Source organism: Rubellimicrobium mesophilum DSM 19309 (assembly GCF_000600335.2).
Lineage (GTDB): Bacteria > Pseudomonadota > Alphaproteobacteria > Rhodobacterales > Rhodobacteraceae > Rubellimicrobium > Rubellimicrobium mesophilum.
This window is the reverse complement of sequence record NZ_KK088560.1, coordinates 195,341-220,298: the sequence shown is the minus strand read 5'-3', so window position 1 is coordinate 220,298 and position 24,958 is coordinate 195,341. Positions and strand designations below refer to the sequence as shown.

Here is a 24,958-nt window from a genome sequence, read left to right as displayed (position 1 = left end):
GCCCTACGGAGACCTGGCCCTTGTCCCGGACACCCCGCGCGGCTTAGGTGCGGACGGCCTTCCGGAGGACCCCCGATGCCCGACGCCCTGCGCCTCGCCGCCGACCTGATCCGCTGCCCCACCGTCACGCCCGAGGAGGGCGGCGCTCTGGTGCTGCTCGAATCCGTGCTGGCGGAGGCGGGGTTCGACTGCGTGCGGGTCGACCGGAACGGCACTCCGAACCTCTACGCCCGGGCAGGCGCCCAGGGAGCCGCGCGCAGCTTCGGCTTCAACGGCCACACCGACGTGGTGCCGCCCGGCGACCCGGCGCATTGGACCTGCGACCCGTTCGGGGGCGAGGTCCGGGACGGCCAGCTCTGGGGGCGCGGCGCGGCGGACATGAAGTCGGGCGTCGCGGCCTTCGTGGCGGCGGCGGTGGAGATGGCCCCGCGCCTGCCGTCCGACGGAGCGATCTGCCTCGCCATCACCGGCGACGAGGAGGGGGCCTCCACGGACGGGACCGTCGCGCTCCTCGACTGGATGCGGGAACGGGGCGAGGCGATGTCGGTCTGCCTCGTGGGGGAGCCGACCTCGGTCGAGCATCTGGGCGACACCATGAAGATCGGGCGGCGTGGGTCGCTGAACGCCTATCTCACGGTGACGGGCGTGCAGGGGCATTCGGCCTACCCGGAGCGGGCGAAGAACCCGATCCCGGCGCTGGCGCGGCTGGTGGACCGGCTATCGTCGCATCGGCTGGACGAGGGAACGGCGCATTTCGGCCCCTCGACGCTGGCCGTGGTGACGATGGACACCGGCAACCCGGCGACCAACGTCATCCCGGCGCAGACGCGGGCCACGCTCAACATCCGCTTCAACGACACGCACACGGGGGCCTCGCTCTCGGACTGGTTGCGGGAGGAGGGCGAGCGCGTCGCGCAGGAGTTCGGGGTGCAGGTGGAGATCTCCGTCCGGATCTCGGGCGAGGCGTTCCTGACGCCGCCCGGCGCGCTGTCGGACCTCGTCTCCCGCGCCGTGGAGGCCGAGACGGGGCGGCGGCCGGAGGCCTCCACCTCCGGGGGGACCTCCGACGCGCGCTTCGTCAAGGACCATTGCCCGGTGGTGGAGCTGGGCCTCGTGGGCACCACGATGCACAAGGTGGACGAGCGGGTCGAGGCGGCGCAGGTCGAGGGACTGGCGCGCATCTATGCCCGCATCCTGGAGGACTATTTCGCATGACCCTGACCGTCGCGCGAACCGACGACTTCGACACCTGCCTCGCCCTGCGGTGGACGGTCTTCGTCGAGGAGCAGTCCGTGCCGGAAGAGCTGGAGCGGGACGAGCACGACGCTACCGCGCTGCACCTCCTCGCGACGCTGGACGGGCGGCCGGTGGGCACGGCGCGGCTGCTGCTCAAGGGCGACACCGGCAAGATCGGACGGGTCTGCGTGCTGCGCGAGTCGCGCGGGCAAGGCATCGGCGCGGCGCTGATCCGGGCGGCGGTGGAGGAGATCAAGGTCCTCGGGCTCCGCAGGGCCAAGCTCGGGTCGCAGGTCCACGCGATCCCCTTCTACGAGAAGCTGGGCTTCGCGGCCGAGGGGCCGGTCTACGACGACGCCGGAATTCCGCATCGGGACATGATTCTGGCGCTCTGACGCCCCATGACGCGGCGCGCGATCCGCGCTAGCTGTTGCGCCATGGCAGAATTTCCCACCAAGGACGCGATCCTCCAGTGGATCGAGGAGAACCCCGAGGCGACCAAGCGCGACCTCGCCAAGGCCTTCGGCATCCGGGGGGCGGCGAAGATCGACTTCAAGGCGCTCCTCAAGGACATGGAGGAGGAGGGCGAGTTCCGCCCCCGCAAGCGTCGCACTCGCGAAGAGGCCGAGACCGGCCTGCCCCCGGTGACCGTCATCGAGATCACCGGGCCGGACGCGCAGGGGGACCTCTTGGCCAGGCCCGTGGACTGGCGCGGCGACGGGCCGGTCCCAGCGATCCGGGTGATCCCGCGCGCCGGGGGCGAGGGGCTGGGGCCTCGGGATCGGGTGCTGGCGCGGATCGACCCCACGCCGGGCGAGGACCAGCCCTACGAGGCGCGTCCCATCCGCCGCATCGCCGCCGCGCCCGCGCGGCTTCTCGGGATCTACAAGCGCGACTCCCAGGGCGGGCGCATCCTGCCCATCGACAAGGGCAGCGCCTCGCAATGGGTCGTGGGGCCCGGCCAGGAGAACGGCGCCCAGGACGGCGAGCTGGTCGAGGCCGAGCAGATCGGGCCCAAAGGGCGGCTCGGCCTCCCCAAGGCGCGCGTGACCGAGCGGCTGGGCGACCCAGCGGGGCCGAGGGCGGTCTCCCTGATCGCCATCCACCAGCACGGCATCCCGGACGTGTTCCCCGAGAAGGTGCTGGAGGAGGCCGAGACCGCCGAGCCCGCAGGCCTTGAGGGGCGCGAGGACCTCCGCGACCTCCCTCTCGTCACCATCGACCCCGAGGATGCGCGCGACCGCGACGACGCCGTGCTGGCGATCCCCGACGAGGGCGGGGACAACGACGGCGGCTTCGTGCTCTGGGTCGCCATCGCGGACGTGGCATATTACGTCCGGCCGGAAAGCGCGCTCGACACCGAGGCGCGGCTGCGGGGCAACTCCACCTATTTCCCCGACCGGGTGGTGCCGATGCTGCCCGACGCTCTGTCAGGGGACCTCTGCTCGCTGCATGAGGACGTGGACCGGGCGGTCATCGCCGTGCGGATGCGGATCGACCGCGAGGGGCGCAAGCTCGACCACCGCTTCGTGCGGGGGCTGATGCGGTCGCGGGCCTCGCTCGAATACGGGCGGGTGCAGGCGGCCATCGACGGGCGGCCCGACGAGAAGACGGCGCCTCTCCTCGAGACCGTGCTGAAGCCGCTCTATGGCGCCCATGCCGCGCTCCAGCGGGCGCGGGACGTGCGGGCCCCGCTCGACATCGACCTGCCCGAGCGGCGGATCGTGCTGGACGAGGAGGGCAAGGTTCTCTCCGTTGCCTTCAAGGAAAGGCTGGAGGCGCACCGGCTGATCGAGGAGTTCATGATCCTCGCCAACGTCGCCGCCGCCGAGACGCTGATCCAGCACCGCACGCCGCTCCTCTTCCGCGTCCACGAGGAGCCCGAGCCCCTGAAGCTCGACGCCCTGCGCGAGACGGCCGAGGCCTCGGGCCTGACGCTGGCGCGGGGGCAGGTGCTGCAGACGCGGCACCTGAACCGGCTGCTCGCGCAGGCGGCGGGGACGGACCAGGCCGAGCTCATCAACATGGCGACGCTGCGCTCGCTCCCGCAGGCCTACTACGCGGCGACGAACTTCGGGCACTTCGGGCTGGCGCTGCAGAACTACGCGCACTTCACCTCGCCCATCCGCCGCTACGCCGACCTGATCGTCCACCGGGCGCTGATCTCGGCCCACCGCTGGGGGCCGGACCCCCGGCGCGACGGGCTGTCCGACTCGGACATGGAGCGGCTGGACGAGACGGGCGAGCTCATCTCCCAGGCCGAGCGGCGGTCGATGATGGCCGAGCGGGATACCGTGGACCGCTACCTCGCGGCCTTCCTCGCCGACCGCGTGGGGACCGAGCTCGGGGGCCGCATCTCGGGCGTGGCGAAGTTCGGGCTCTTCGTGAGGCTCGACGAGTCGGGGGCGGACGGGCTGGTCCCGGTGCGCTCGCTGGGCGAGGAGTTCTACCGCTTCGACCCCCACGACCAGACCCTGACGGGGAGCGACTCCGGCGTGGTCTTCGCGCTGGGGAGCCGGGTGACGGTCAAGCTCGCCGAGGTCTCGCCGGTGACGGGAGGCATCCTGCTGGAGCTGCTGACGCTGGAGGACCACGCCCTCCCGCGCCCGCGTCGGAGCGGCAAGCGGGGTGTCCCGCCCCGTCGCAAGCTGGGACAGGAGAAGGCCCGGGCCGCCAAGGAGCGCAAGGTGAGCCGCCGGCGCAAGGGCTGAGGCGGCATTCCGCAAGGTCGGCGCCGGGACCCCTTTCCGCCGGGGGCGGCCTGTGGGTAACTTGCGCCCCAACAAGAATCCGAGGGGCGGGCGATGCGGCTGGGACGACGGGAACTGTTGATGGGATCGGCGGCGCTGCTGCTGGCGGCCTGCGCGCCGCGCGTCCCGGCGTTGAGGGCGGGCCCGAGCCGCGACGTGGACGAATGGGCCACCGCGCCCGATCCGGGCTACGACGCCTGGGTCCTGTCCTTCCTGCCCCGCGCCCGCAATGCCGGCATCCCCGAGCCGACCCTGCAGGCGGCCTTCGCCGAGGCGGGCTTCATCCCCGCCGTGATCGAGAAGGACCGCAGCCAGGCCGAGTTCTCGCGCAGCCTTCAGGACTACCTGCTGTCCGGCGTCTCGGACAGCCGGGTGGAGAACGGCCGCGCCGCCATGGCGCGCCATGCGCAGACGCTCGCCGCCGTGGAGGCCACCTACGGCGTGGACAAGGAGGCCGTCGCCGCGATCTGGGGCATGGAATCCTCCTACGGGGTCCGCAAGGGCGACGTGCCCATCGTCTCGGCGCTGTCGACGCTGGCCTACGAGGGGCGGCGGGCACAGTTCTTCGAGACGCAACTCGTCTCCGCCCTTCGCATCCTGGCGGCGGGGGACACCACGCCGCGCGCCATGAAGGGCTCCTGGGCCGGAGCCATGGGCCACACCCAGTTCATCCCCACCTCCTTCGAGTCGCTCGCCGTGGACTTCACCGGCGACGGGCGGCGCGACATCTGGGGCGAGGACCCCTCGGACGCGCTCGCCTCCACGGCCAACTACCTCGCCAAGTCGGGCTGGCGGCGGGGCGAGCCCTGGGGCGAGCTGGCCCAAGGCGCGTCGGGCGGCGGCTCGGGCGGGCGGGTGATCCAGCCGGACGGGGCGCCGGCCTTCCGCGTCTACCGCAACTTCGACGTCATCAAGCGCTACAACAACGCCGACAGCTACGCGATCGCGGTCGGCCACCTGAGCGACCGCCTGCGGGGCGGCCCGCCGCTTGCCGGGCTGTTCTCCTCCGAGCGGCCCCTCACGCTGCCCGAGCGGATCGAGCTGCAGGAGGGGCTGACGGCGCTGGGCTTCGACACCAGGGGCACGGACGGCAACGTGGGGCCGGGCACGATCCAGGCGATCCGCGCCTTCCAGGCCTCGCGCGGGCTGCCGCAGACCGGCTTCGCCGAGCCCTCGGTGCTCCAGGCGCTGCGCTAGCCGCGTCCGCCGGGCAGGACCAAGGGGGCGTCATGTCGAACCGAATTTCCCGGACCCTCGTCGCGGCGCTGGCCCTGGGCCTCCTCGCCGCGGCGGGGGCCCCCGGCGGCCCAGCGGAGGCGCAGAGCATGGACCGATCCACCCCGATCCCGGCCGAGGGCTTCGAGCCCTGGCTCTCCGCCTTCCGCTCGCGCGCCGAGGCGGGCGGCCTTCCCGGGGCGGTGCTCGACGCGGCCCTTTCCGGCGTGGCCTTCCTTCCCGACGTGGTCGAGCGCGACCGCAACCAGTCCGAGTTCACGAAGCCGCTTTACCAGTATCTCGCCATCGCCGTGTCGGACGACCGTGTGGCCGCCGGGCAGCGGGCCGTGCGCGAGAACGCGGCGCTCCTCGACCGCATCGAGGCGGAGTACGGCGTGAACAAGGAGATCGTCGTCGCGATCTGGGGGGTGGAGTCCTCCTTCGGGGCCAACCGGGGCGACGTGCCGACCCTTTCGGCGCTGGCCACGCTGGCCTACGAGGGGCGGCGCGGGGCCTTCTTCGAGAACCAGCTCCTGACGGCGCTCCGCATCCTGGCCGACGGCGACACCACGCCCGACGCCATGGTGGGGAGCTGGGCCGGGGCCATGGGCCACACCCAGTTCATGCCCTCTTCCTTCGCGGCGCACGCGGTCGACTTCACCGGCGACGGACGGCGGGACATCTGGGGCGACGACCCCTCGGACGCGCTGGCCTCCACGGCGGCTTTCCTCGCGGACGCGGGCTGGACCCTGGACCAGCCCTGGGGGGTGGAGGTCACGCTGCCCGAGGGCTTCGACTACCGCCTCGCCCGCGACACCAACAAGCAGAGCCCGACCTACTGGGCCTCGCTCGGCGTGCGGGACATGAACGGCGAGGCGGTGCCGGACCACGGCAGCGCGGTGATCCTGCTGCCGGCGGGCGCGAAGGGGCCGGCCTTCATGACCTTTCGCAACTTCAACGCGCTGGAGCACTACAACACCGCCGACGCCTACGTGATCGCGGTGGGGCACCTCGCCGACCGCATCGCAGGCGGGCCGCCGATCCGCGCGGCGATCCCCCAGGACCCGGCGCTGACCGAGGCGCAGCGGCGCGAGCTCCAGCGGCGCCTGACGGCGCTGGGCTTCGACACGCTGGGGGTGGACGGCCTGATGGGGCCGCGCACGGTCAACGCCATCCGCAACTGGCAGATCGCCCGGGGCGAGGTGCCGGATGGCTACGCGACGCCCTCTCTGCTGGAGCGGCTGCGCTAGGGCATCAACCGATCGGGTCCCCGGGAGGGCGCTGCGGCCGAAGCCCAGGGCGCAACTTCCCCTACCCCGCCGGGCGGCGACCCGGGGACGGGATCACCATGGCAGGGAAAGGTTGAGAAACCGTTAACGGCCCGGAGGAGGAGGCGCGACGGCAGTATGGCCGATCCGGTCGCGACCGACCGTCCCGGAAGGCGATCGTTCCCGGGACCGCCGGCCTCGCCGCCGATGCAGGATCCGAACTGGCCCCGAGCCGACTTGGGCGCGGCGACCGGCTCGCCGCAGGGGCTGGCCGGGGTTTCCTCGCCCGCTACCGAGATGCACAGGACACCGAAAGCGGCCGCCTACGTCGCGGTCCTCGGCAGGAGCGTCAGGACCGCGAGGCGGGTCACGCCGCCTCGCCCAGGAGCGCCAGCGCGGCGCGGTAGGCCTCGCGCTTGAAGGGCACGATCCCCTCGGCCAGCGCCCGGGCATCGGTCCAGCGCCATTCGTCGAACTCGGGATGATCGGTGGCGATGCCCACCTCGGCGTCGGTGCCGAGATAGCGCATCCGGACCCAGGTGATCGCCTGACCGCGCCAGCGCCCCTTCCAATGGGCCGGGCGCCGGTTCTCGGGGATGTCGTAGGCCACGGGCGCGGGCGCGACGGCCTCGACGCGGACGAGCGAGGAGGGGATGCCCGTCTCCTCCTCCAACTCGCGCAGCGCGGCGGTGACGATGTCCTCGCCCGCGTCCACGCCGCCCTGGGGCATCTGCCAGGCGGCGGGCTCGCCGGCCGGGCGGTCGTTGCGGCGCCCGGCGAAGACCAGCCCCGCCGGGCTCACGAGGACGACGCCCGCGCAGGGGCGGTAGCCCTGCGGCGCGTTCACGGCTCGGCCGTCTCGGGCTCCGCGTCGGTCTGGACCTCGGCGGCCTGCACCGGCGCGGGCGCGGAGGGGCCCAGCGCCGACAGCCCCTTGAGGATGTCGATGGCGTAGGCGAGCTGGTAGTCCTCCTCGCGGAGCTTGGCGGCGGCCTCGGCCCGCGCCTGGTCCTCCTCGATCTGGGCCTTCTCCTCGTCGGTGAGCCAGTCGTTGTTCAGCGCGCCCCGCAGGTCGCCCTCGTGGACCTCGCGGCTCAGCGGGGTGTCCGGGGTCTCCTCCTCGGTGGCCGAGGCCTCGGTCGGCGGGGGGCCGGGGGCTGCTGCACGATGATGTCGGGCGAGATGCCCAGCGCCTGGATCGACCGGCCCGACGGCGTGTAGTAGCGCGCGGTGGTCAGGCGCATGGCGCCATCGCCAGCCAGCGGCATCACCGTCTGCACCGAGCCCTTGCCGAAGCTCTGGGTCCCCACCACGACCGCGCGGTCGTGGTCCTGCAGCGCGCCCGCCACGATCTCCGAGGCCGAGGCCGAGCCGCTGTTGATGAGCACCACCATGGGCTTGCCCTGCGCGAGGTCGCCCGCCGTGGCGTTGTAGCGCTCCCCGTCCTCGGGGTGGCGGCCACGCGTGGAGACGATCTCGCCCTCGGGGAGGAAGGCGTCCGATACGGCGATCGCCTGATCGAGGAGGCCGCCCGGGTTGTTGCGGAGGTCGAGCACGATGCCGTTGACGTGGTCCATCCCGCCCGCCGCCTCGACCTGCTGCGCGAGACCCTCGGAGAGGTTGGGGAAGGTCTGCTCGTTGAAGGTGGTGACGCGCAGGACGACGGTGTCGCCCTCCGTGCGGGCGCGCACGGCCTGGAGCTTGATCGTGTCGCGGACGAGCGAGACGTCGAAGGGCTCGGCCGGGGCGTCGTCCTCGCCCTGGCGGACGATGGTCAGGGTGATCTCGGATCCCACGGGCCCGCGCATCATCTCCACCGCCTCGTCGAGGGTGAGGCCCATCAGGCTCTCGCCGTTGACATGGGTGATGAAGTCGCCGGTCTGGATGCCGGCCAGCGCGGCGGGGGTGCCGTCCATGGGCGAGACGACCTTGACCCAGCCCTCCTCCTGCGTGACCTCGATGCCGAGGCCGCCGAACTCGCCCCGGGTCTGGACGCGCATCTTCTCGGCGTCGTCGGGGGAGAGATAGCTCGAATGCGGGTCGAGCGAGGTCAGCATCCCGTTGATGGCCGCCTCGATGAGCTTCTGCTCGTCCACCTCTTCGACGTAGTCCGAGCGGATTCGTTCGAAGATGTCGCCGAAGAGGTCGAGCTGCTCGTAGATGGTCCGGTCCTGCTCCGCCTCCTGGGCGAGGAGCGGGCCCGCGACCTGCGTGGTGACCACGAGGCCGAGCGCGGCCCCCCCGATGGCGGCGAACGCCAGTTTCTTCATAGAAGGCCTCTCAATCGAGCCGGAACCAGGTGCCGGGGTCCACGGGTTCCCCGGCGTCGCGGACCTCAAGGTATAGGGATTCCGTGCGGGCCGCATCCCCCGCCTGGGGCGTCCCGGTCAAGATCGCGTCAGCGTCGGGCGTCTCCCCGCCCATGAGGCCCAGCGGCGCGCCCTCGGGCAGGATCTCGCCCGCGTCGCCGTAGACCTCGGCCAAACCCGCGAGGACGAAGAGGGTTCCGGGCGCGGGCTCGAGGATCGCCACGGTCCCGTAGTCGAGGAGCGGGCCCCGGAAGCGCAGGGTGGAGGTCACGGGCACCGCGACGAGGGCGCGGGGCTCGGTGGCGACGACGATCCCGGGCCGCGCGACTCCGCCTGCGTCGGGCTCATCGGGGCGGCGCAGGATCGTGCCCTCGACGGGGAGCGGGAGGGTTCCCTTCCTCGCCGTCGCCTCGTCGGGGGGCGTCGCGATCTCCTGGTCCACGGTCTGGCCCAGTCCTTCGGCGAAGGATTCGAGGCTCTCGGCCGAGGCCATGAGGAGGGCGGTCGCCACCGGGTCCTCAGTGTAGGCGCGGGGCAGCTCGGTCCGGTCGGCGGCGGCGGCGGCGAGGTCGGCCCGCGCCTTCTGCACGTCCGCGAGGCCCTGGCGCAGCGTGTCGGCCGCCTGGCCCTGGGTGGCCTCGATCTCGGCCAGCCGCCGGACCTTGGCGCGGAGCCCCTCGGCCTTGGCCTGGAGCGCCGGCGTCACGTCCGAGAGCAGCATCCCGGCGCGGATCGTGTCGAGCGGGCCCGAGGGGTTGAGCATCAGCACCGGCTCGGGCGCCTGCCCGATGGACTGGAGCACGCCCAGGAGCTTCGCGATCCCCTCCCGGTCGGCGTCGAGCTCGGACTGGAGGCGCGCCTTCTCCACCGCCACGCGGCGCAGCGTGTCGCGCATGAGCGCGAGGCCGTCCTCGTAGGCGCGCACCGTGTCGGTCAGGACGGCGAGCCGGTTCTCGGCCCCCTCGGCCTGCGCCATCATCGCCGCCGCGTCGCGGAGCTGCCGCGCGGCCACGGCGGCGACCTCGGCCGAGTCCTCCTCCTGCCCCAGGACGGGGAGGGGCAGGAGAAGCGCGAGGAGGAGCGCGAGGGCGCCGCGCCTCATCGCCGGATCAGGCTCCGCCCGGTCATCTCGGGAGGCAGCTCCAGCCCCATGAGGTCGAGGAGCGTCGGCGCGAGGTCGGCGAGACGGCCGTCCCGAAGCGTCACGCCCGAGGGGCCGCCCACGAAGATCACCGGGACCGGGTTCGTCGTGTGCGCGGTGTGGGGGCCGCCGGTCGCGGGGTCCACCATCAGCTCGCAGTTGCCGTGGTCTGCGGTGACGATCATGGCGCCCCCGGCCTTGTCCAGCGCCTCGACCACGCGGCCGAGGCCCCGGTCCACCGACTCCACCGCCTTGATCGCGGCCCCGAGGTCCCCGGTATGGCCCACCATGTCGGGGTTGGCGTAGTTGGTGACGATCAGGTCGTAGCCCTTCTCGATGGCCCCGACGAAGTGGTCGGTGACCTCGCCCGACGACATCTCGGGCTGGAGATCGTAGGTCGCGACCTTGGGCGAGGGGGCCATGTAGCGGTCCTCGCCCGGATAGGGCTTCTCGACGCCGCCGTTCAGGAAGAAGGTGACGTGCGGGTACTTCTCGGTCTCCGCGAGGCGGAACTGGGTCAGGCCCTTCGCGGCCACCCAGGCGCCGATGGTGTTGGCGATGTCCTGCTTGGGGAAGGCGGTCGCATACCACGCGTCGTGGCGGGTGGAGTAGTTGACCATGCCGAGCCGAGCCGCGAGCTTCGGCATCCCGCCCCGCTCGAAGCCCTCGAAGTCGGGGTTGCCCAGCGCCTCCAGGATCTCCCGCGCGCGGTCGGCGCGGAAGTTGAGGCAGAAGAGGCCGTCGCCTTCCTTGATCCCCTCGTAGCCGTCGAGGACCGTGGGCGTGATGAACTCGTCCGTCTCGCCCCGCTCGGTGGCGAGCTGGACGGCGGTGGCGGCGTCCTTGGCGCGCTGGCCCTCGGCCTTCGCGACCGCGTCGTAGGCGAGCTTCACCCGCTCCCACCGGTTGTCGCGGTCCATGGCGTAGTAGCGGCCCAGGACGGTCGCGATCCGCGCGCCCTCCGGCAGGCCCCGCCTGGAGTTGCCGGAGGAACCCGCCCGCCGAGGTCGGCGGCACGTCGCGCCCGTCGGTCATCGCGTGGACCACCACCGGCACGCCCGCCCCGGCGATCAGCCGCGCGGCGGCCAGCATGTGCTCGATATGCCCGTGCACGCCGCCGTTCGAGACGATGCCGAGGAGATGCGCGGTCCCGCCCGTCTCCTTGAGCTTGGCGATGAACCCCTGGATCGCCCCGTTGGCGTCGAAGGACCCGTCCTCGATGGCGAGGTCGATCTGCCCAAGGTCCATCGCCACCACGCGCCCCGCGCCGATGTTGGTGTGCCCGACCTCGGAGTTGCCCATCTGGCCCGTCGGCAGCCCCGCGTCGCGCCCATGCGTCACGAGCTGGGCGTGCGGGCAGGTGGCCATCAGCCGGTCGTAGGTCGGCGTGTTCGCCAGCTTCACGGCGTTGGCGAAGGTGTCCTCGCGCAGGCCCCAGCCGTCGAGGATGCAAAGGACGACGGGCTTGGGCGGCATGGGCAGGGCTCCCTCGATGATGCGGGGCCCTTGTAGACGAGCCGCGCGCGGAGGGGAACCGGGGGAGGCGCGGGACCCTCCGTCCCGGGAAGGCCTCCCATCCCGAGCCCCCTCACCCCGGCCCGGTCCGTCCGGCGGTCGAGGTCAGGCGTCCCGCCGCTCGCCCGGCGGGCCGTCGAGCGCCCGCATCGTGGCCTCCAGCACGGCGCCGTAGACCAGATGCGCGATCAGGCCGCGCGCATGGGCCTGCCAGGGATAGTCCTGCGGGCGGGCGCCGAGCCCGGTGAGGGTGTTCAGCCCCTCGTCCTGCATCAGGAACAGCCCCAGCCCGAAGAGCGTGCCGCGTCCGGCCGTCATCGCCGGCACCCGGTCCCGCAGCGCCGCATAGGCCAGGGCGGGCGCCAGGCCCATGGCGGCATGGACGGCGACCCCGGCGGGGCTCTGGTTGTCGGGACCGCGCGGCTCGATGTCGGTCCCCATCGCCTGGGCGACCTTGCGCGCGATCACGTGCCCGGGGTCGAGCCCGTCGGGCCGGACGCTGCGCGTGCGCTCGCGCGTCGCGGGGTCGAGGTGGTCCCACATGAACCAGTCCAGCCGGTCCAGCGCCACGGTGGCGGCAAGGCCCGCCAGCGTTCCCTTGAGGAGGGTGGCGCCGGTGCCGTCGCCCTGCCGCTGCCCCAGTTCCTCCGTCTCGGGCCAACCCTTGACCATCACTCCGTCCATGGCGCGTCTCCCATCCGTTCAGGGACCGAACCGCCCGGGCGCCCGGGGGTTCCGCCCTCGCGCGGCTCAGGCCCGGTGATACGGCCCCCCCGCGAGGATGGTCGCGGCGCGGTAGAGCTGCTCGGCCAGCATCACGCGCACCAGCATATGCGGCCAGACCATCGCGCCGAAGGAGAGGAGCTTTTGCGCCCGTCCGCGCAGCTCCGGGTCGATCCCGTCAGCGCCGCCGATCACGAAGGCCGCGTCCCGCCCCTCGTCGCGCCAGCGGCCGAGAAGGCTCGCGAAGGCGGGGGAGGCCATGGTCTCGCCCCTCTCGTCGAGGCAGCAAAGCACGGCGCCCTGCGGGACCGCGCGGGAGAGGAGGGCGGCCTCGGCGCCCATGCCGCCGGTCTTGGCCTCCACTTCCGTGACGGTCGCGGGCCCCAGGCCCAGGCTTCGGCCCGTCCGGTCGAAGCGGAGGAGATAGTCGTCCACCAGCTCGCGCTCCGGCCCCGACCGGAGGCGGCCCACGGCGCAGATGGTCACCCGCATCGCCGGCTCCGCCTCGATGGGGCGATGGCGCGGATCGTCACCCGCATGGCGCAGGCCGGCCGTGCGGGCAGGGGGTCACGCGCATGACGCAGGGGGTCGCCCCGAGTGGGCGTCGGCGCCGTCCGTCACGCGCACGGGGTCAGCCGGCGGCGGCCGAGCGCGTTGCGGACCCGGAGGGCAGCCACATCTTCTCGAGCTGGTAGAAGTCGCGGACCTCGGGGCGGAAGACGTGGACGATCACGTCGCCGGTGTCGATCAGGACCCAGTCGGCGGTCTCCTTGCCTTCCATCTTGGACAGGATGCCATGATCCTGCTTCAGGCGGTCGGCGAGCTTCTCGGCGATGGCGGCGACCTGGCGGGTGGAGCGGCCGGAGGCGATCACCATGAAGTCGCCCATCTCGGAACGGCCGCGCAGGTCGATGGTGACGATGTCCTCGGCCTTGTCGTCCTCGAGCGAGTCGATCACGACCTTGAGGAGGTCCTCGCTGGTCATCTGGGGGTCGGGCCTGGGCCCGGTCGAAGCGGCTTGGGCCGCGTGAGCGTCGGGTGACAGGTCGTCATCCTCCTTGCGATACGCCGAATGCCCCGGCGCCAGGCTTGACGCGTAGATAACATTCCGGGGGTGCCGTCTCAAGGAACCGGTCCCCGCATCGTGAACGCTGGCAAGGCGCCGCCGTTCCGCCGTCCTGCGTCATCGGCGCGCGGCGTCACGCGGCGCTTGAAGCGCGAGCGCCTGTTGTGTATGTGCCACGCCATGACGCGGGTCTTCGACATGGGCGACCGGGACAGGCTCCCCTGGCGGTTCTTCGGGGCCATCCACGGCATTCGCGCGCAGCTTTGACGCGGCGCCCCGCGTAGGCCATGGCCTCGCGCGCCCGTTTTTCCGAACCCTCTCAGCCCTTCCTTGCCAGGAGCGGACCCATGTCCCCTGATTCCCCCCAAGCCAATCCCTCGACCGAGACGGCCCAGTCCCCCATGAAGCCCCGGACCCTCTACGACAAGATCTGGGACGCCCATCTCGTCGACATGCAGCCCGACGGCACCGGGCTCCTCTACATCGACCGCCATCTGGTGCATGAAGTGACCTCGCCCCAGGCCTTCGAGGGCCTGCGCATGGCGGGCCGCAAGGTGCATTCGCCCGACAAGACCATCGCCGTGCCGGACCACAACGTCCCCACGACGCCCGGCCGGGACAAGCACATCGACAACGAGGAGTCGCGCATCCAGGTCGAGGCGCTCGACAAGAACGCCAAGGACTTCGGGATCAACTACTACCCCGTCTCGGACATCCGGCAGGGCATCGTCCACATCGTGGGCCCGGAGCAGGGCTGGACGCTGCCCGGCATGACCGTGGTCTGCGGCGATTCGCACACCGCGACCCACGGCGCCTTCGGGGCGCTGGCGCACGGGATCGGGACCAGTGAGGTCGAGCACGTCCTCGCCACGCAGACGCTGATCCAGAAGAAGTCCAGGAACATGAAGGTGGAGATCACCGGCTCGCTCCGCCCCGGCGTCACCGCCAAGGACATCACGCTGTCGGTCATCGGCGCCACCGGCACGGCGGGCGGCACCGGCTACGTCATCGAGTACTGCGGCCAGGCGATCCGCGAGCTGTCGATGGAAGGCCGCATGACCGTCTGCAACATGGCCATCGAGGGCGGCGCCCGCGCCGGCCTGATCGCGCCGGACGAGAAGACCTTCGCCTACGTCCAGGGCCGTCCCCACGCGCCCAGGGGCGCCCAGTGGGAGGCCGCTCTCGCCTGGTGGAAGACCCTCTACACCGACGAAGGCGCGCATTTCGACAAGGTGGTGACGATCCGCGGCGAGGACATCGCCCCCGTCGTGACCTGGGGCACCTCGCCCGAGGACGTGCTGCCGATCACCGGCGTCGTCCCCTCGCCCGAGCAGTTCCAAGGCGGCAAGGTCGAGGCCGCGAAGCGGTCGCTCGACTACATGGGCCTCCAGCCCGGCCAGCGCCTCCAGGACATCCAGATCGACACGGTCTTCATCGGCTCCTGCACCAACGGCCGCATCGAGGACCTGCGCGCCGCCGCCGCGATCCTGAAGGGCAAGACGATCAAGCCGGGCCTGCGCGCCATGGTCGTCCCCGGCTCGGGCCTCGTGCGCGCCCAGGCCGAGGAGGAGGGCCTCGCCCAGATCTTCATCGACGCGGGCTTCGAGTGGCGCCTCGCGGGCTGCTCCATGTGCCTCGCCATGAACCCCGACCAGCTCGCGCCCGGCGAGCGCTGCGTGTCGACCTCGAACCGCAACTTCGAGGGCCGCCAGGGCCGGGGCGGGCGCACCCACCTCGCGAGCCCCGCGATGGCGGCGGCGGCGGCGATCACCGGCCACCTGACCGACGTGCGCGAGCTGATGGCCCACGAGCCGGCGCTGGCCTGAGGAGACGAGAGAGATGGACAAGTTCACCCACCTGAGCGGCATCGCCGCGCCCATGCCGCTCGTCAACATCGACACGGACATGATCATCCCCAAGCAGTTCCTGAAGACCATCAAGCGGTCGGGCCTGGGGAAGAACCTGTTCGACGAGATGCGCTACGACCAGGACGGCTCGGAGGTCCCCTCCTTCGTCCTGAACCAGCCCGCCTACCGCGCCGCCACCATCCTGGTCGCGGGCGACAACTTCGGCTGCGGGTCGTCGCGGGAGCACGCGCCCTGGGCGCTGGCCGACTTCGGCATCCGCTGCGTGATCTCCACGAGCTTCGCGGACATCTTCTACAACAACTGCTTCAAGAACGGCATCCTGCCCATCGTCCTGCCCGAGGCCGAGCGCGACCTCTGCATGAGGGACGCCGAGAAGGGCGCCAACGCCCGGATCGAGGTGGACCTGGAGGCGCAGACGATCACCCTGTCCGACGGCCAGGCGATCCGCTTCGAGGTGGACCCCTTCCGCAAGCACTGCCTCCTGAACGGGCTCGACGACATCGGCCTCACCATGGAAAAGTCGGATTCGATCGCCGCCTTCGAATCACAGGCGGCCCAAGCCCGTCCCTGGGTCTGAACGATTTCCGTCCCTTGCTCCCCCGCCCTCGACTGAGCGGGGGGCGCCGAAACGGAAACTGCGCGGGAACCGTGGCAGAGTTGCCACGGGACCTGCCAAATCCCCCATTCATCCTTGCGAAAGCGCAACCTTAGGTTGATTGCCCGTTGCGGTGCGTTCAGCGTTCCGTAATGTCGGTGGCACGACCGTGTCACGCCGAGCCTGCTCGGCCACGGTTGGCCAGGGCGCCGAGGGGGAGACCGATGCGCCCGCATGCGAGGATCGAGCGAAGACGATGACGCGCCTTCTCAGGTCGCGGGTGGCGATGGCCGTCCTGCGCGCAGGCTTCATGTCGTTGCTGGTGGCGATGCCCCAGTTGCTCCTGGGGCACGGCACGCCGGGCAGTCGGCAGCTCGTGGCGCTCTTCGCCCTCATGGCCGGGATCTTCACCTTCAGCGAATACGCCGCCCGCTCCCCTAGCCTCGTCGAGTTCCGCGACGCCCGACCCTACAACCGCATCCGGGTCACGGCGCTGGCGACCGCGGTGGTGCTCGCCACGGCCGTCCTGCAGGAGCACTGGAGGGACTCCCTCCTGCAGGTCTTCCACGCTGGCATCGAGGCCTGGGGCAGGGCCGTGGACGTGCCCTATACCCCGGTCCACCTGCTCGTCGGGACGCTGCCCTCCGACCTGCCGCCCCATCTAGTCGGCGAGGTCCAGGCCGCCGCCGCCGCCGTCTACACGATCTCGCTCCTGATGATCGCGACCTTCGCCGCGACGATCCGCTGGGGCAACTGGCCGGGCCGGGGCGCCTTCAACGTCTGGGTGAACCTCCCCCAGTTCGACCCCACCGCCGGCGGCGACGTGGTTGAGAGGCTGCAGAGGGACGCCCATGTCAACCTCGTGCTGGGCGTGCTGCTGCCGCTGATCGCCCCGCTGGCCGCGAACCTCCTGGCGCTGCCCTTCCAGGGCGCCCTGCTGAGGGAGCCCGCGGCCCTCGTATGGATCATCACGGCATGGGCCTTCATTCCCGCGAACCTCGCCATGCGCGGCCTGGCGCTGAACCGGCTGGCCTGGCTCATCGCCGCCCACCGCGCGCGCCTGCGCCGGGCCGAGGTGCTCGCCCAGGCGGTCTGACCCTCGCGGCGCTCCTCGCGCTCGCCGCGCCGGCGACGGCCGAGTCCCTGCGCGTCGCCACCTGGGGCGCCGACCTCAGCCGCGACGGGCCGGGGCTCCTGCTGCGCGACATCCTGAAGGGGGACGATCCTGGCATCGAGGGGGTGGCCGCCGTGCTGGCCGAGGCGCGGCCCGACGTGCTGCTCCTGACCGATCTGGACTGGGACGCCGACGGCATCGCGCTCTCGGCCCTGGCCGAGAGGCTCGCGCGCGAGGGGCTCGGCTACCCCTATCGGCTGGCGCTGCCGACCAATGCGGGGGCCGCCACCGGCCTCGACCTGGACGGCAACGGTCGGACGGGGGAGGCGCGCGACGCGCAGGGCTTCGGCCGCTTCGCCGGGGACGGGGGCATGGCGCTCCTCTCCCGCTGGCCGCTGGGCGAGGCGCGGGACCTCTCCACGCTGCTCTGGCGCGACCTCCCCGGCTCGCGGCAGCCCGGCGCCTTCCCCTCCGAGGAGGCCGCCGCCGCGCGGCGCCTCTCCTCCGACGGCCACTGGATCGTCCCTGTCGAGGCGCCGGGCGGGGCGGTGACGCTGCTCGCCTGGGACGCCACGACCCCCGTCTTCGATGGGCCCGAGGACCTGAACGGCCTGCGCAACGCCGACGAGCTCGCGCTCTGGCGCCGCGTGCTGGACGGCGCCTTCGGCCCCGCGCCCCGGGATTTCGTCCTGCTGGGCAACGCCGACCTCGACCCCGCGGACGGCGAAGGCCTGCGGGCCGACATGGCGGCGCTCCTCGCCGACCCGCGCGTGCAGGACCCCCGGCCCCTGAGCGAGGGGGGCCGGCTCGCCGCGAGCCCCGGCCAGGCGGGCGACCCCGCGCTCGACACCGCCGACTGGCCCGAGGAGGACGGCCCCGGCAACCTCCGCGTCGACTACGTCCTGCCCGCTGCGACCCTACGCGTGACCGGCGCGGGCGTCGTCTGGCCCGCCCCCGGCGACCCCCTGGCCTCGGCCGCCGAGGCCGCCGGCCCCCACCGCCTCGTCTGGGTGGACCTCGACCGCTAACCCTTCGCCGGCCCGACCGGCACCGGAGAGCCTCCCATGTCGACCAGGAGCTGGACGATTCCGCGGACCTTGGGCCCCTCGGCCTCGCAGGTCCCCGGCTGGTCGAGCAGCGCGAAGGCCGGCCCGTAGAAGCGCGCGTCGTAGTCATCCACGGACAGGCCCAGCTCCTCGTAGGCGAGCCTGTCCGCCGTCCCGGTGATGAGCGTCCACTCCCCGTCCGTGATCCCGAAGCCCGGACAGTTGGACGACACCACGTTGGCCGTCACCAGCGCCGTCAGCAGCTCCTCGGCCTGCGCCGGCGAGAGGCCCGAGACGTCGGCCAGCGGCACGGCGACGCCGCCGTCGGCCAGGGCGGCGAGGGGCAGGGCTCCGAGGGCCAGGGACAGGGACAGGGCTCGCATCAAGGGTCCTCCCGGGAACGGCCGGCCGATTCCTAAGGGAGGCGTCCCTCCGGGGCAACGACCGCCGGCCGGCGGCGTTAACTAGACAGCGCCCCTGTTCAGCATTTTGTTAACCTGTCATTGGCCGCCCGCCCGGGCCGATGCTAGGCTGCCGGGGAGCGCTCCCTCGGGCGCGGGTCGGGTGACGGGACGGCGCGGGCTGGCGCGCCGGGAGGAAGGTGGAGATGGGGAGCACGGCGAGGCCCGACACCGTGGCGCCGACCGGCAACGTGTGGCTCGACGGCCTCCTCTGGGGAACGCGGTGGGGCGCCGACGGCGGTCCCGCCACGATCGACGCCTACATCGCCGGCCAAGGTGGGGAGGAGGCGGTCTCCGACGGGCTCGGCTCCTCGGTGACCGCCTACGCGGCCTACCCGCGCGAGGCCGCCGCCATGGCCGAGGCCATGGCCTCCTTCGAGGCGGTCTGCGGCATCCACTTCCGCGTCGTCCCCTCCCAGGCGGAGGCGAACCTCGTCTGGAGCGTGGTCAGCAACCTCGACTCCAGCGGCGCCTACGGCTGGTCCACCCCGCCCGGCGCGGGGACCGTCGGCGGCCTGGCGCGCAGCCTCGTGGCCATCAACTACGAATCCTACTACCCGCCCTCGGGCAAGGGATTCCTGCTCGAGGGCGGCTTCGATTTCTGCACCCTTATCCACGAGCTGGGCCATGCCGTGGGCCTCGCGCATCCGCACGACCACGGGGGCGGCTCGTCGGTGTTCCCGGGCGTGGCCGCGGCCTTCGACGACCTGGGCGACTTCGACATGAACCAGGGCGTCTTCACCATGATGTCCTACAACGACGGCTGGCAGACCGGCCCGGAGGGACCGACCACGGCCCGCACGCATGGCTACCAGGCCGGGCCGATGGCCCTCGACATCGCGGCGCTGCAGCAGCTCTACGGCCCCAACATGGCGGCCCGCACCGGCGACGACGTCTACCGGCTGCCCGAGGCGAATCGTCCGGGCGCCTTCTACGCCTGCCTCTGGGACGCCGGCGGGACCGACCGGATCGACGGGGCGGCGCACCGCGCCAACCAGATCGACCTGCGCGCCGCGACCCTGGAGCGGGGTCCCGGCGGAGGCGGCTTCCTGTCCTACGCCGACCATGTCCAAGGCGGCTTCACCATCGCCCACGGCGTTCTGATCGAGGACGCGCGTGGCGGGGCGGAGGACGACCTGCTCCACGGCAACGCGGCGGCCAATGGCCTCGAGGGCTTCGGGGGCGGCGACGTCCTCAGGGGCGGGCGCGGCACCGACCTCCTCCGGGGCGGCGGCGGCGCGGACCGGCTTTCCGGCGGGGCCGGCGACGACCTCATCGAGGGCGGGGCGGGGGCCGACCGGCTCCAGGGCAACGGTGGCGCCGACGCCTTCGTCTTCGCCGCGGGGGACAGCGCGCCCGGCCGGCCCGACGTCATCGACGGCTTCGCCCCCGGCGAGGACGCGATCGACCTCTCCGCCCTCGACCCGAACCCCGGCGCCCCGGGCGACCAGCGTCTCCACCTGGACGACGGCGGGGCCTTCGGGCCCGGCGGGGTCCGCCAGCAGCTCGCCGGCGACGGCCTTCGGATCGAGGTCAACCTCGACCGCGACGACGCGCCCGAGATGGCGATCCTCCTCCACGGCCTCGCGCAGCGCCTCGCCGCCTCCGACTTCGTGCTCTGAGCCCGCCGCCCCCGCCGCTTGACCCCGCGTGGCCCCCCGGCTACCCCCGCGCGCGACCCAGCAGCGGAGCGCGCATCATGGCCCACGACCTTCTCATCCTCGCCGGCGACGGCATCGGCCCCGAGGTGATGGGCGAAGTGAAGAAGGTCGTCGGCTGGTTCAACGCCAACGGCATGGACTTCGCCGTCGAGGAGGACCTGGTCGGCGGCTGCGCCTACGACGCCCACGGCCAAGCGGTGTCCGACGCGACCATGGATAAGGCGCTCAAGGCCGACGCCGTGCTGCTCGGCGCCGTGGGCGGGCCCAAGTGGGACAAGGTCCCCTACGAGGTGCGCCCCGAGGCCGGCCTCCTGCGCCTCAGGAAGGACCTGGAACTCTTCGCCAACCTCCGCCCCGCCAAGTGCTTCGACGCGCTCGCCGACTTCTCCTCGCTCAAGCGCGAGCTGGTCGAGGGGCTCGACATCCTGATCGTGCGCGAGCTGACGGGCGGCGTCTACTTCGGCGAGCCCAAGGAGATCCGCGACCTCGGCAACGGCCAGAAGCGCGCCATCGACACCCAGGTCTACGACACCTACGAGATCGACCGCATCGCCTCGGTCGCCTTCGAGCTCGCCCGCGTCCGCGACAACCGCGTCTGCTCCATGGAGAAGCGCAACGTGATGCGCTCGGGCGTGCTCTGGCACGACGTCGTGGAGGAGGTGCACAAGGCCCGCTATTCGGACGTCCAGCTCAACCACATGCTCGCCGACGCGGGCGGGATGCAGCTCGTCCGGCGGCCCAAGCAGTTCGACGTGATCGTCACCGACAACCTCTTCGGCGACATGCTGTCCGACGTGGCGGCGATGCTGACGGGCTCGCTCGGGATGCTGCCCTCGGCCTCGCTGGGCGCCCCGGACGCGGCGACGGGCCGCCGCAAGGCGCTCTACGAGCCCGTCCACGGCTCGGCCCCCGACATTGCCGGCAAAGGCCTCGCCAACCCCATCGCCTGCATCCTCAGCTTCGCGATGGCGCTCCGCTACTCCTTCGAGGCGGGCGAGGCGGCCGACCGGCTGGAGCGCGCGGTCGAGCAGGTGCTGGCGCAGGGCGTCCGCACGGCGGACCTCATCGGCCCCGAAGGCGGCGCGCCGGCCAGCACCGTCCAGATGGGCGATGCGATTGTTGCAGCGCTTGAGGGAAACGCGCGCTGAAGCGCCTGGGGATATCTTGACCCGTCCCGATTCGCGGTCCTAAAGCGGGCGTGGCGCGATTCAGGCCCGCGCCCGAAAGGACCCCCATGTCACGGAACGGGAAGGGAGCGATGCTGTCGCTCCTCGCCTTCGGCTTCTACGCGACCAGCGACGCCCTGGTGAAGGATCTGGGCGGGCACTACTCGCCCTTCCAGCTCATCTTCTTCTCCACGCTCTTCTCCTTCCCGCTGGCCATGGGGATGATCGTCCACGACCCCCAGCCGGGCACCCTCCGCCCCATTCATCCCGGCTGGATCGCGCTGCGCTCGGCCGCCGCCGTGCTGAGCGCGCTGTCGGTCTTCTACGCCTTCTCGGTCCTGCCGCTCGCGCAGGTCTACGCCATCGCCTTCGCGCAGCCCCTGCTCATCACGCTGCTCGCCATCCCCCTCCTGGGCGAGAGGGTGGGGCTACGCCGGGCGCTCGCGGTGGCGGGCGGCCTCCTGGGGGTCCTCGTGGTGCTGCGCCCCGGCTCGGCCCATCTGAGCCTCGGCCACCTCGCCGCGCTCTCGGCGGCGGTGTTCGGCGCCATCTCCTCGGTGATCGTCCGCAAGGTCGGGCACGAGGAGCGGCCGGTGGTCATGCTCCTCTATCCCATGATCGCCAACCTCGCGCTCACCACCCTGGTCATGCCGTCCGAGTACCGGCCCATGGCGGCGGACCATCTCGGCCTGATCGCGGCGCAGGCGGTGCTGGGCTGGCTGGGCGGCGTGGTCATCATCGCGGCCTACAAGGCCGGCGAGGCGGTGACGGTGGCGCCGATGCAGTACGTGCAGATCCTCTTCGCCACGGTCTACGGCTACCTCCTCTTCGGGGAGACCATCGACGGCACCACGGCCATCGGCGCGGGCATCATCATCGCCTCGGGCCTCTACATCGTCCTGCGCGAGGACAGTCCCGGCACCTCGGCGAACCGGCCCGTGCTCAGCAGCCGCCTGCGGCCCGAGACCGGCGCGCCCCGCCCCTCGGTGCTCCAGCGCCTGGCCGGGCGTCGCGCGCCGGCCCTTGATCCCCACGCCACCCCCTGCGAATGAGGGGCGAACGGGTCTTGCAAAGGACGCGCGCGCGGGATACCTCGCGCGCTGTCGGAGTGTAGCGCAGCCTGGTAGCGCACCTGCTTCGGGAGCAGGGGGTCGGAGGTTCGAATCCTCTCACTCCGACCATTTTCCCCCGAGACGCCATCGAGATCGAGCGCCCCCTGCCGGGCCCGAGGTCCGGCTGCCATGAACGGCGCGTGCCGGCTGGGCCGGACCGGCCTTCGTCGGCTATGATGGGGCGCGGCCCGCCGGCGGGCCGGGAGGGAGCTGGACATGGCCGATATCCGGGAAAGGCTCATCGGGCTCTGCGAGGCCTTCAACGCGCACGACCTCGATCGGATCATGGCGTTCTTCGCCGAGGACTGCATCCTGGAGATGCCCCGGGGCCCGCACCCCTGGGGAACCCGCTTCGAAGGCCGGGCGGCGGTCCGCCAGGGGCTCGCCACCCGGTTCGAGGGGCTGCCCGACGTGCATTACGGCGACGCGGAGCACTTCGTGGACGAGGCGCAGCAGACCGGCCTGTCGAAATGGACGCTGACCGGCACGACCCGCGACGGGCGGCGCCTGGAGGTCAGGGGCTGCGATTTCTACACCTTCCGGGACGGCCTGGTGACGCGGAAGGACTCCTACTGGAAGATCGTGGAGGGCGCCTGATCCCGCATCATCCGCGAGGCCGGGCGGGGCGGCCGAGGAGGTCCTTCGAAGGCCGCACGCGCTCCCCATGGCGATCCCGCCATGCCGCGATCTTATCCCATGCGGCGTTAACCGAATCCTAACCTTTCGCGGCCAAGCTGGGCGCACCGCGAATCGGGGACAGCCACCCCGAAAGGCGCGGGGCCCCGCCCGGCCCCTCGCCGCAGGAGGGAGGAGCTGCGCCCTCCCGCCAGAACACCGCCCCACTCCGGCCGACGACGGAAAACGGCGACGGGTCGCCCCGCCGCCGCCGCTCCTGTCCCTCGTTATGGTTGTTTCGGGGAGCGCGTCAGCGCCCCATCCAGCCGCCGTCGACGGTCAGGATGGTGCCGCTCACGTAGTCGGACGCCTTGGAGGCCAGGAACACCGCCGGGCCCCCGAAATCCTCGGGCGTGCCCCAGCGCCCGGCCGGGATGCGGCCCAGGATCGCCGCCGACCGATCCGGGTCGGCCCTCAGCGCCTCGGTGTTGTCCGTCGCGATGTAGCCCGGCGCGATGGCGTTGACGTTGATGCCCTTGGGCGCCCATTCGTTCGCGAAGGCCATGACGAGCTGCCCCACGCCGCCCTTCGACGCGGCATAGCCCGGCACGTTGATCCCGCCCTGGAACGTGAGCAGCGAGGCCGTGAAGATCACCTTGCCGCCCCGCCCCCGTGCGATCATCCCGCGCCCGACGGCCTGCGTGAGCAGGAACTGCGCCGAGAGGTTGGTCTCGATGACCTCGTCCCACCATTCCTCTGGGTGCTCGGCGGCGGGCTGGCGCTTGATGGTCCCCGCGTTGTTCACGAGGATGTCGATGGGCTCCTGCTCCATCTTCGCGGCGAAGGCCTTCAGCGCCCCCCGGTCGGCGAAGTTGACGGCGTGGCCGGTGAACTTGCGGCCCACGTCGCGGATGCGCTGGCCCACCTCGCCGCCGTCCACCTCCATCTGCGCCGAGGCGCCGATGATGTCGGCCCCCGCCTCGGCCAGCGCGAGGGCCATGCCCGCGCCGATCCCCCGCCGCGCGCCCGTGACGAGCGCGGTCTTCCCGGAAAGGTCGAACAGGTCGCTCACGCCGTTTCCTCCACGCGGATCAGGGTTTTCATGGCGGTGGCGTTCCCCTCCAGCGCCTCGAAGGCCTGCTGGACCGCGCCCAGCGGATGCCGGTCGGTGATGAGACGGTTCACCGGCAGCCCGTCCGCGATCATCCGGATGGCCCGGTCGTAGTCCTCGGCCTCGTAGACCCGGGCCCCGACCATCTCCAGCTCGCGCCAGAAGAAGCGGAACAGGTCCACCTGCGCCTTCTGGGCGTGGATCGCGACCATGCAGATGCGCCCGCGCGTCGCGGCGGCGGCGGTCATCAGGTCCACGCCGGGCTGCGTGCCCGAGACCTCGAAGACCACGTCCGCGCCCTTGGTCCCGGTAATCTCGGTGACTTGGGCAGCGACATCCCCCTCGCGCGGGTTGAGGCCGGTGAAGCCCATCTCCCCGGCCAGCCTCAGCCGGTTCGGGTTGATCTCCGACAGGATCACGTTGGCGCCGACGTGCTTCGCCACCATGGCGATCAGCATCCCGATGGGCCCGCCGCCGATCACCAGCGCCGTCTCGCCCGTCTGGAGCCGCGCCCGACGAACGTCGTGGACCGCGACCGCCAGCGGCTCGATCATCGCCGCCGTCTCCAGGCTCATGTCGGCGGGCAGCTTGTGGATCGTGTGGGCGGGGACGTTCCAGTGCTCCTGCAGCGCGCCGTCGGTGTCGAGGCCCAGGAACTTGAGCTTGTGGCAGATATGCGTGTAGCCCGCCTGGCAGGCCGGGCACTGGCCGCAATGGTCCAGGGGCCGCACCACCACGCGGTCGCCCACGGCGACGCCGGTGACGCCCTCGCCCAGGGCCGAGACGGTCCCCGACATCTCGTGCCCGATCACCCGGTGGCTGCCTACGCGGGCGTCCATGTTGCCGTGATAGACGTGGATGTCGGTCCCGCAGATGCCGACGAAGGCGACGCGGATCTGCACCTCGCCCGGCCCCGGCGCGGGGTCGTCCTTCTCCTCGAGCGTGAAGGTCTTGTGGCCCGTGTAATAGGCCGCCTGGATGGTCAT

Annotated in this window: 22 protein-coding genes, 1 tRNA gene and 2 pseudogenes; 15 read left to right on the top strand and 10 right to left on the bottom strand. The window is 72.1% G+C overall.

All coding sequences use genetic code 11. The features are described from left to right. The first annotated feature begins 75 nt into the window (after positions 1-75). The 5 genes from dapE to RUMESO_RS07580 all read left to right on the top strand — a co-directional run bounded on the left by dapE (position 76) and on the right by RUMESO_RS07580 (position 6,451). Complete coding sequence (gene dapE, locus RUMESO_RS07600) at positions 76-1,215, top strand: succinyl-diaminopimelate desuccinylase (RefSeq protein WP_037279311.1); 1,140 nt, start codon at positions 76-78, stop codon at positions 1,213-1,215. After that, positions 1,212-1,631 (top strand): GNAT family N-acetyltransferase, encoded by a 420-nt coding sequence (locus RUMESO_RS07595; protein WP_037279310.1) that lies wholly within the window; start codon positions 1,212-1,214, stop codon positions 1,629-1,631. The genes dapE and RUMESO_RS07595 overlap by 4 nt, the downstream gene beginning before the upstream one ends. A gap of 42 nt (positions 1,632-1,673) precedes the next feature. Next, positions 1,674-3,947: a ribonuclease R gene (gene rnr, locus RUMESO_RS07590; RefSeq protein ID WP_037279309.1), complete on the top strand. Its 2,274-nt coding sequence runs from the start codon at positions 1,674-1,676 to the stop codon at positions 3,945-3,947. 93 nt (positions 3,948-4,040) lie between these two features. Further along, positions 4,041-5,183 carry a lytic murein transglycosylase gene (locus RUMESO_RS07585; RefSeq protein WP_037279307.1) on the top strand — a complete coding sequence of 381 codons (1,143 nt, stop codon included), beginning with the start codon at positions 4,041-4,043 and terminating at the stop codon, positions 5,181-5,183. Positions 5,184-5,215: 32 nt separating this feature from the next. Continuing rightward, complete coding sequence (locus RUMESO_RS07580) at positions 5,216-6,451, top strand: lytic murein transglycosylase (RefSeq protein WP_037279305.1); 1,236 nt, start codon at positions 5,216-5,218, stop codon at positions 6,449-6,451. 385 nt (positions 6,452-6,836) lie between these two features. Here the strand turns inward: RUMESO_RS07580 and RUMESO_RS07575 are convergent, their stop codons facing one another. The 7 genes and pseudogenes from RUMESO_RS07575 to rsfS form a co-directional block, all read right to left on the bottom strand. Continuing rightward, positions 6,837-7,316: an RNA pyrophosphohydrolase gene (locus RUMESO_RS07575; protein ID WP_037279303.1), complete on the bottom strand. Its 480-nt coding sequence runs from the start codon at positions 7,314-7,316 to the stop codon at positions 6,837-6,839. Next, positions 7,313-8,739 (bottom strand): annotated as a pseudogene (locus RUMESO_RS07570) (S41 family peptidase). Before RUMESO_RS07570 ends, RUMESO_RS07575 begins: the two are co-directional and overlap by 4 nt. A gap of 10 nt (positions 8,740-8,749) precedes the next feature. Further along, on the bottom strand, positions 8,750-9,880 hold the full coding sequence (locus tag RUMESO_RS07565) for a murein hydrolase activator EnvC family protein (RefSeq protein WP_051521108.1): 1,131 nt from the start codon (positions 9,878-9,880) through the stop codon (positions 8,750-8,752). Then, positions 9,877-11,395 (bottom strand): annotated as a pseudogene (gpmI, locus tag RUMESO_RS07560) (2,3-bisphosphoglycerate-independent phosphoglycerate mutase). The gene RUMESO_RS07565 and the pseudogene gpmI overlap by 4 nt, the downstream one beginning before the upstream one ends. A 144-nt stretch (positions 11,396-11,539) precedes the next feature. Continuing rightward, positions 11,540-12,118 carry a hypothetical protein gene (locus RUMESO_RS07555; protein WP_211262813.1) on the bottom strand — a complete coding sequence of 193 codons (579 nt, stop codon included), beginning with the start codon at positions 12,116-12,118 and terminating at the stop codon, positions 11,540-11,542. A gap of 66 nt (positions 12,119-12,184) precedes the next feature. After that, positions 12,185-12,649 carry a 23S rRNA (pseudouridine(1915)-N(3))-methyltransferase RlmH gene (gene rlmH / locus RUMESO_RS07550; protein ID WP_037279301.1) on the bottom strand — a complete coding sequence of 155 codons (465 nt, stop codon included), beginning with the start codon at positions 12,647-12,649 and terminating at the stop codon, positions 12,185-12,187. A 139-nt stretch (positions 12,650-12,788) separates the two neighbouring features. Further along, positions 12,789-13,142, bottom strand: coding sequence for a ribosome silencing factor (gene rsfS, locus RUMESO_RS07545; RefSeq protein WP_037279299.1), 354 nt, complete (start codon positions 13,140-13,142; stop codon positions 12,789-12,791). A 159-nt stretch (positions 13,143-13,301) separates the two neighbouring features. On the opposite strand from rsfS, the gene RUMESO_RS07540 reads away from it, so the two are divergent. The 5 genes from RUMESO_RS07540 to RUMESO_RS07520 all read left to right on the top strand — a co-directional run bounded on the left by RUMESO_RS07540 (position 13,302) and on the right by RUMESO_RS07520 (position 17,828). Beyond that, entirely contained in the window at positions 13,302-13,490 is a 189-nt protein-coding gene (locus tag RUMESO_RS07540; RefSeq protein WP_055725558.1) for a hypothetical protein, read from the top strand. Between the two features lie 134 nt (positions 13,491-13,624). Then, positions 13,625-15,049, top strand: a complete 1,425-nt coding sequence (gene leuC / locus RUMESO_RS07535; protein ID WP_037279399.1) for a 3-isopropylmalate dehydratase large subunit — start codon at positions 13,625-13,627, stop codon at positions 15,047-15,049. A 13-nt stretch (positions 15,050-15,062) separates the two neighbouring features. Then, positions 15,063-15,668: a 3-isopropylmalate dehydratase small subunit gene (leuD, locus tag RUMESO_RS07530; protein ID WP_037279298.1), complete on the top strand. Its 606-nt coding sequence runs from the start codon at positions 15,063-15,065 to the stop codon at positions 15,666-15,668. Between the two features lie 274 nt (positions 15,669-15,942). Further along, positions 15,943-16,782, top strand: a complete 840-nt coding sequence (locus tag RUMESO_RS26985; protein WP_037279295.1) for a hypothetical protein — start codon at positions 15,943-15,945, stop codon at positions 16,780-16,782. Further along, the gene (locus RUMESO_RS07520) at positions 16,719-17,828 is read left to right on the top strand and encodes an endonuclease/exonuclease/phosphatase family protein (RefSeq protein WP_342670738.1); all 1,110 of its coding nucleotides are present in this window, start codon (positions 16,719-16,721) and stop codon (positions 17,826-17,828) included. Before RUMESO_RS26985 ends, RUMESO_RS07520 begins: the two co-directional genes overlap by 64 nt. Here RUMESO_RS07520 and RUMESO_RS07515 read toward each other — a convergent pair. Continuing rightward, a complete protein-coding gene (locus RUMESO_RS07515) occupies positions 17,825-18,229 on the bottom strand; it encodes a hypothetical protein (RefSeq protein WP_037279293.1) in 405 nt (134 codons plus the stop codon). The genes RUMESO_RS07520 and RUMESO_RS07515 overlap by 4 nt on opposite strands. Before the next feature lie 224 nt (positions 18,230-18,453). Here RUMESO_RS07515 and RUMESO_RS07510 point away from each other — a divergent pair, with 224 nt between their 5' ends. The 5 genes from RUMESO_RS07510 to RUMESO_RS07490 all read left to right on the top strand — a co-directional run bounded on the left by RUMESO_RS07510 (position 18,454) and on the right by RUMESO_RS07490 (position 22,843). Next, the gene (locus tag RUMESO_RS07510) at positions 18,454-19,929 is read left to right on the top strand and encodes a M10 family metallopeptidase (RefSeq protein ID WP_051521107.1); all 1,476 of its coding nucleotides are present in this window, start codon (positions 18,454-18,456) and stop codon (positions 19,927-19,929) included. Between the two features lie 77 nt (positions 19,930-20,006). Beyond that, positions 20,007-21,116, top strand: coding sequence for a 3-isopropylmalate dehydrogenase (gene leuB, locus RUMESO_RS07505; RefSeq protein ID WP_037279291.1), 1,110 nt, complete (start codon positions 20,007-20,009; stop codon positions 21,114-21,116). A gap of 86 nt (positions 21,117-21,202) precedes the next feature. Next, complete coding sequence (locus tag RUMESO_RS07500; protein WP_051521106.1) at positions 21,203-22,186, top strand: DMT family transporter; 984 nt, start codon at positions 21,203-21,205, stop codon at positions 22,184-22,186. A gap of 52 nt (positions 22,187-22,238) precedes the next feature. Next, positions 22,239-22,315: transfer RNA gene (locus RUMESO_RS07495), tRNA-Pro, on the top strand. 147 nt (positions 22,316-22,462) lie between these two features. Beyond that, positions 22,463-22,843, top strand: coding sequence for a nuclear transport factor 2 family protein (locus RUMESO_RS07490; RefSeq protein WP_037279289.1), 381 nt, complete (start codon positions 22,463-22,465; stop codon positions 22,841-22,843). Between the two features lie 328 nt (positions 22,844-23,171). On the opposite strand, the gene RUMESO_RS07485 is transcribed toward RUMESO_RS07490, so the two are convergent. Together RUMESO_RS07485 and RUMESO_RS07480 are read right to left on the bottom strand one after the other, a co-directional pair. Continuing rightward, positions 23,172-23,933, bottom strand: a complete 762-nt coding sequence (locus RUMESO_RS07485; protein ID WP_037279287.1) for an SDR family oxidoreductase — start codon at positions 23,931-23,933, stop codon at positions 23,172-23,174. Beyond that, positions 23,930-24,958 carry a zinc-dependent alcohol dehydrogenase gene (locus tag RUMESO_RS07480; RefSeq protein ID WP_156362740.1) on the bottom strand — a complete coding sequence of 343 codons (1,029 nt, stop codon included), beginning with the start codon at positions 24,956-24,958 and terminating at the stop codon, positions 23,930-23,932. The genes RUMESO_RS07485 and RUMESO_RS07480 overlap by 4 nt, the downstream gene beginning before the upstream one ends.

What these genes read in the sequence shown, in the direction of transcription:
- rnr (WP_037279309.1), top strand. Translation starts at nt 1,674, where the DNA reads ATGGCAGAATTTCCCACCAAGGACGCGATCCTCCAGTGGATCGAGGAG.
- leuB (WP_037279291.1), top strand. Translation starts at nt 20,007, where the DNA reads ATGGCCCACGACCTTCTCATCCTCGCCGGCGACGGCATCGGCCCCGAG.
- dapE (WP_037279311.1), top strand. Translation starts at nt 76, where the DNA reads ATGCCCGACGCCCTGCGCCTCGCCGCCGACCTGATCCGCTGCCCCACC.
- leuD (WP_037279298.1), top strand. Translation starts at nt 15,063, where the DNA reads ATGGACAAGTTCACCCACCTGAGCGGCATCGCCGCGCCCATGCCGCTC.
- RUMESO_RS07565 (WP_051521108.1), bottom strand. Translation starts at nt 9,880, where the DNA reads ATGAGGCGCGGCGCCCTCGCGCTCCTCCTCGCGCTTCTCCTGCCCCTC.
- RUMESO_RS07515 (WP_037279293.1), bottom strand. Translation starts at nt 18,229, where the DNA reads ATGCGAGCCCTGTCCCTGTCCCTGGCCCTCGGAGCCCTGCCCCTCGCC.
- rlmH (WP_037279301.1), bottom strand. Translation starts at nt 12,649, where the DNA reads ATGCGGGTGACCATCTGCGCCGTGGGCCGCCTCCGGTCGGGGCCGGAG.
- RUMESO_RS07585 (WP_037279307.1), top strand. Translation starts at nt 4,041, where the DNA reads ATGCGGCTGGGACGACGGGAACTGTTGATGGGATCGGCGGCGCTGCTG.
- RUMESO_RS07510 (WP_051521107.1), top strand. Translation starts at nt 18,454, where the DNA reads ATGGGGAGCACGGCGAGGCCCGACACCGTGGCGCCGACCGGCAACGTG.
- leuC (WP_037279399.1), top strand. Translation starts at nt 13,625, where the DNA reads ATGAAGCCCCGGACCCTCTACGACAAGATCTGGGACGCCCATCTCGTC.
- RUMESO_RS07500 (WP_051521106.1), top strand. Translation starts at nt 21,203, where the DNA reads ATGTCACGGAACGGGAAGGGAGCGATGCTGTCGCTCCTCGCCTTCGGC.
- RUMESO_RS26985 (WP_037279295.1), top strand. Translation starts at nt 15,943, where the DNA reads ATGACGCGCCTTCTCAGGTCGCGGGTGGCGATGGCCGTCCTGCGCGCA.
- rsfS (WP_037279299.1), bottom strand. Translation starts at nt 13,142, where the DNA reads ATGACCAGCGAGGACCTCCTCAAGGTCGTGATCGACTCGCTCGAGGAC.
- RUMESO_RS07555 (WP_211262813.1), bottom strand. Translation starts at nt 12,118, where the DNA reads ATGGACGGAGTGATGGTCAAGGGTTGGCCCGAGACGGAGGAACTGGGG.
- RUMESO_RS07595 (WP_037279310.1), top strand. Translation starts at nt 1,212, where the DNA reads ATGACCCTGACCGTCGCGCGAACCGACGACTTCGACACCTGCCTCGCC.
- RUMESO_RS07490 (WP_037279289.1), top strand. Translation starts at nt 22,463, where the DNA reads ATGGCCGATATCCGGGAAAGGCTCATCGGGCTCTGCGAGGCCTTCAAC.
- RUMESO_RS07580 (WP_037279305.1), top strand. Translation starts at nt 5,216, where the DNA reads ATGTCGAACCGAATTTCCCGGACCCTCGTCGCGGCGCTGGCCCTGGGC.
- RUMESO_RS07480 (WP_156362740.1), bottom strand. Translation starts at nt 24,958, where the DNA reads ATGACCATCCAGGCGGCCTATTACACGGGCCACAAGACCTTCACGCTC.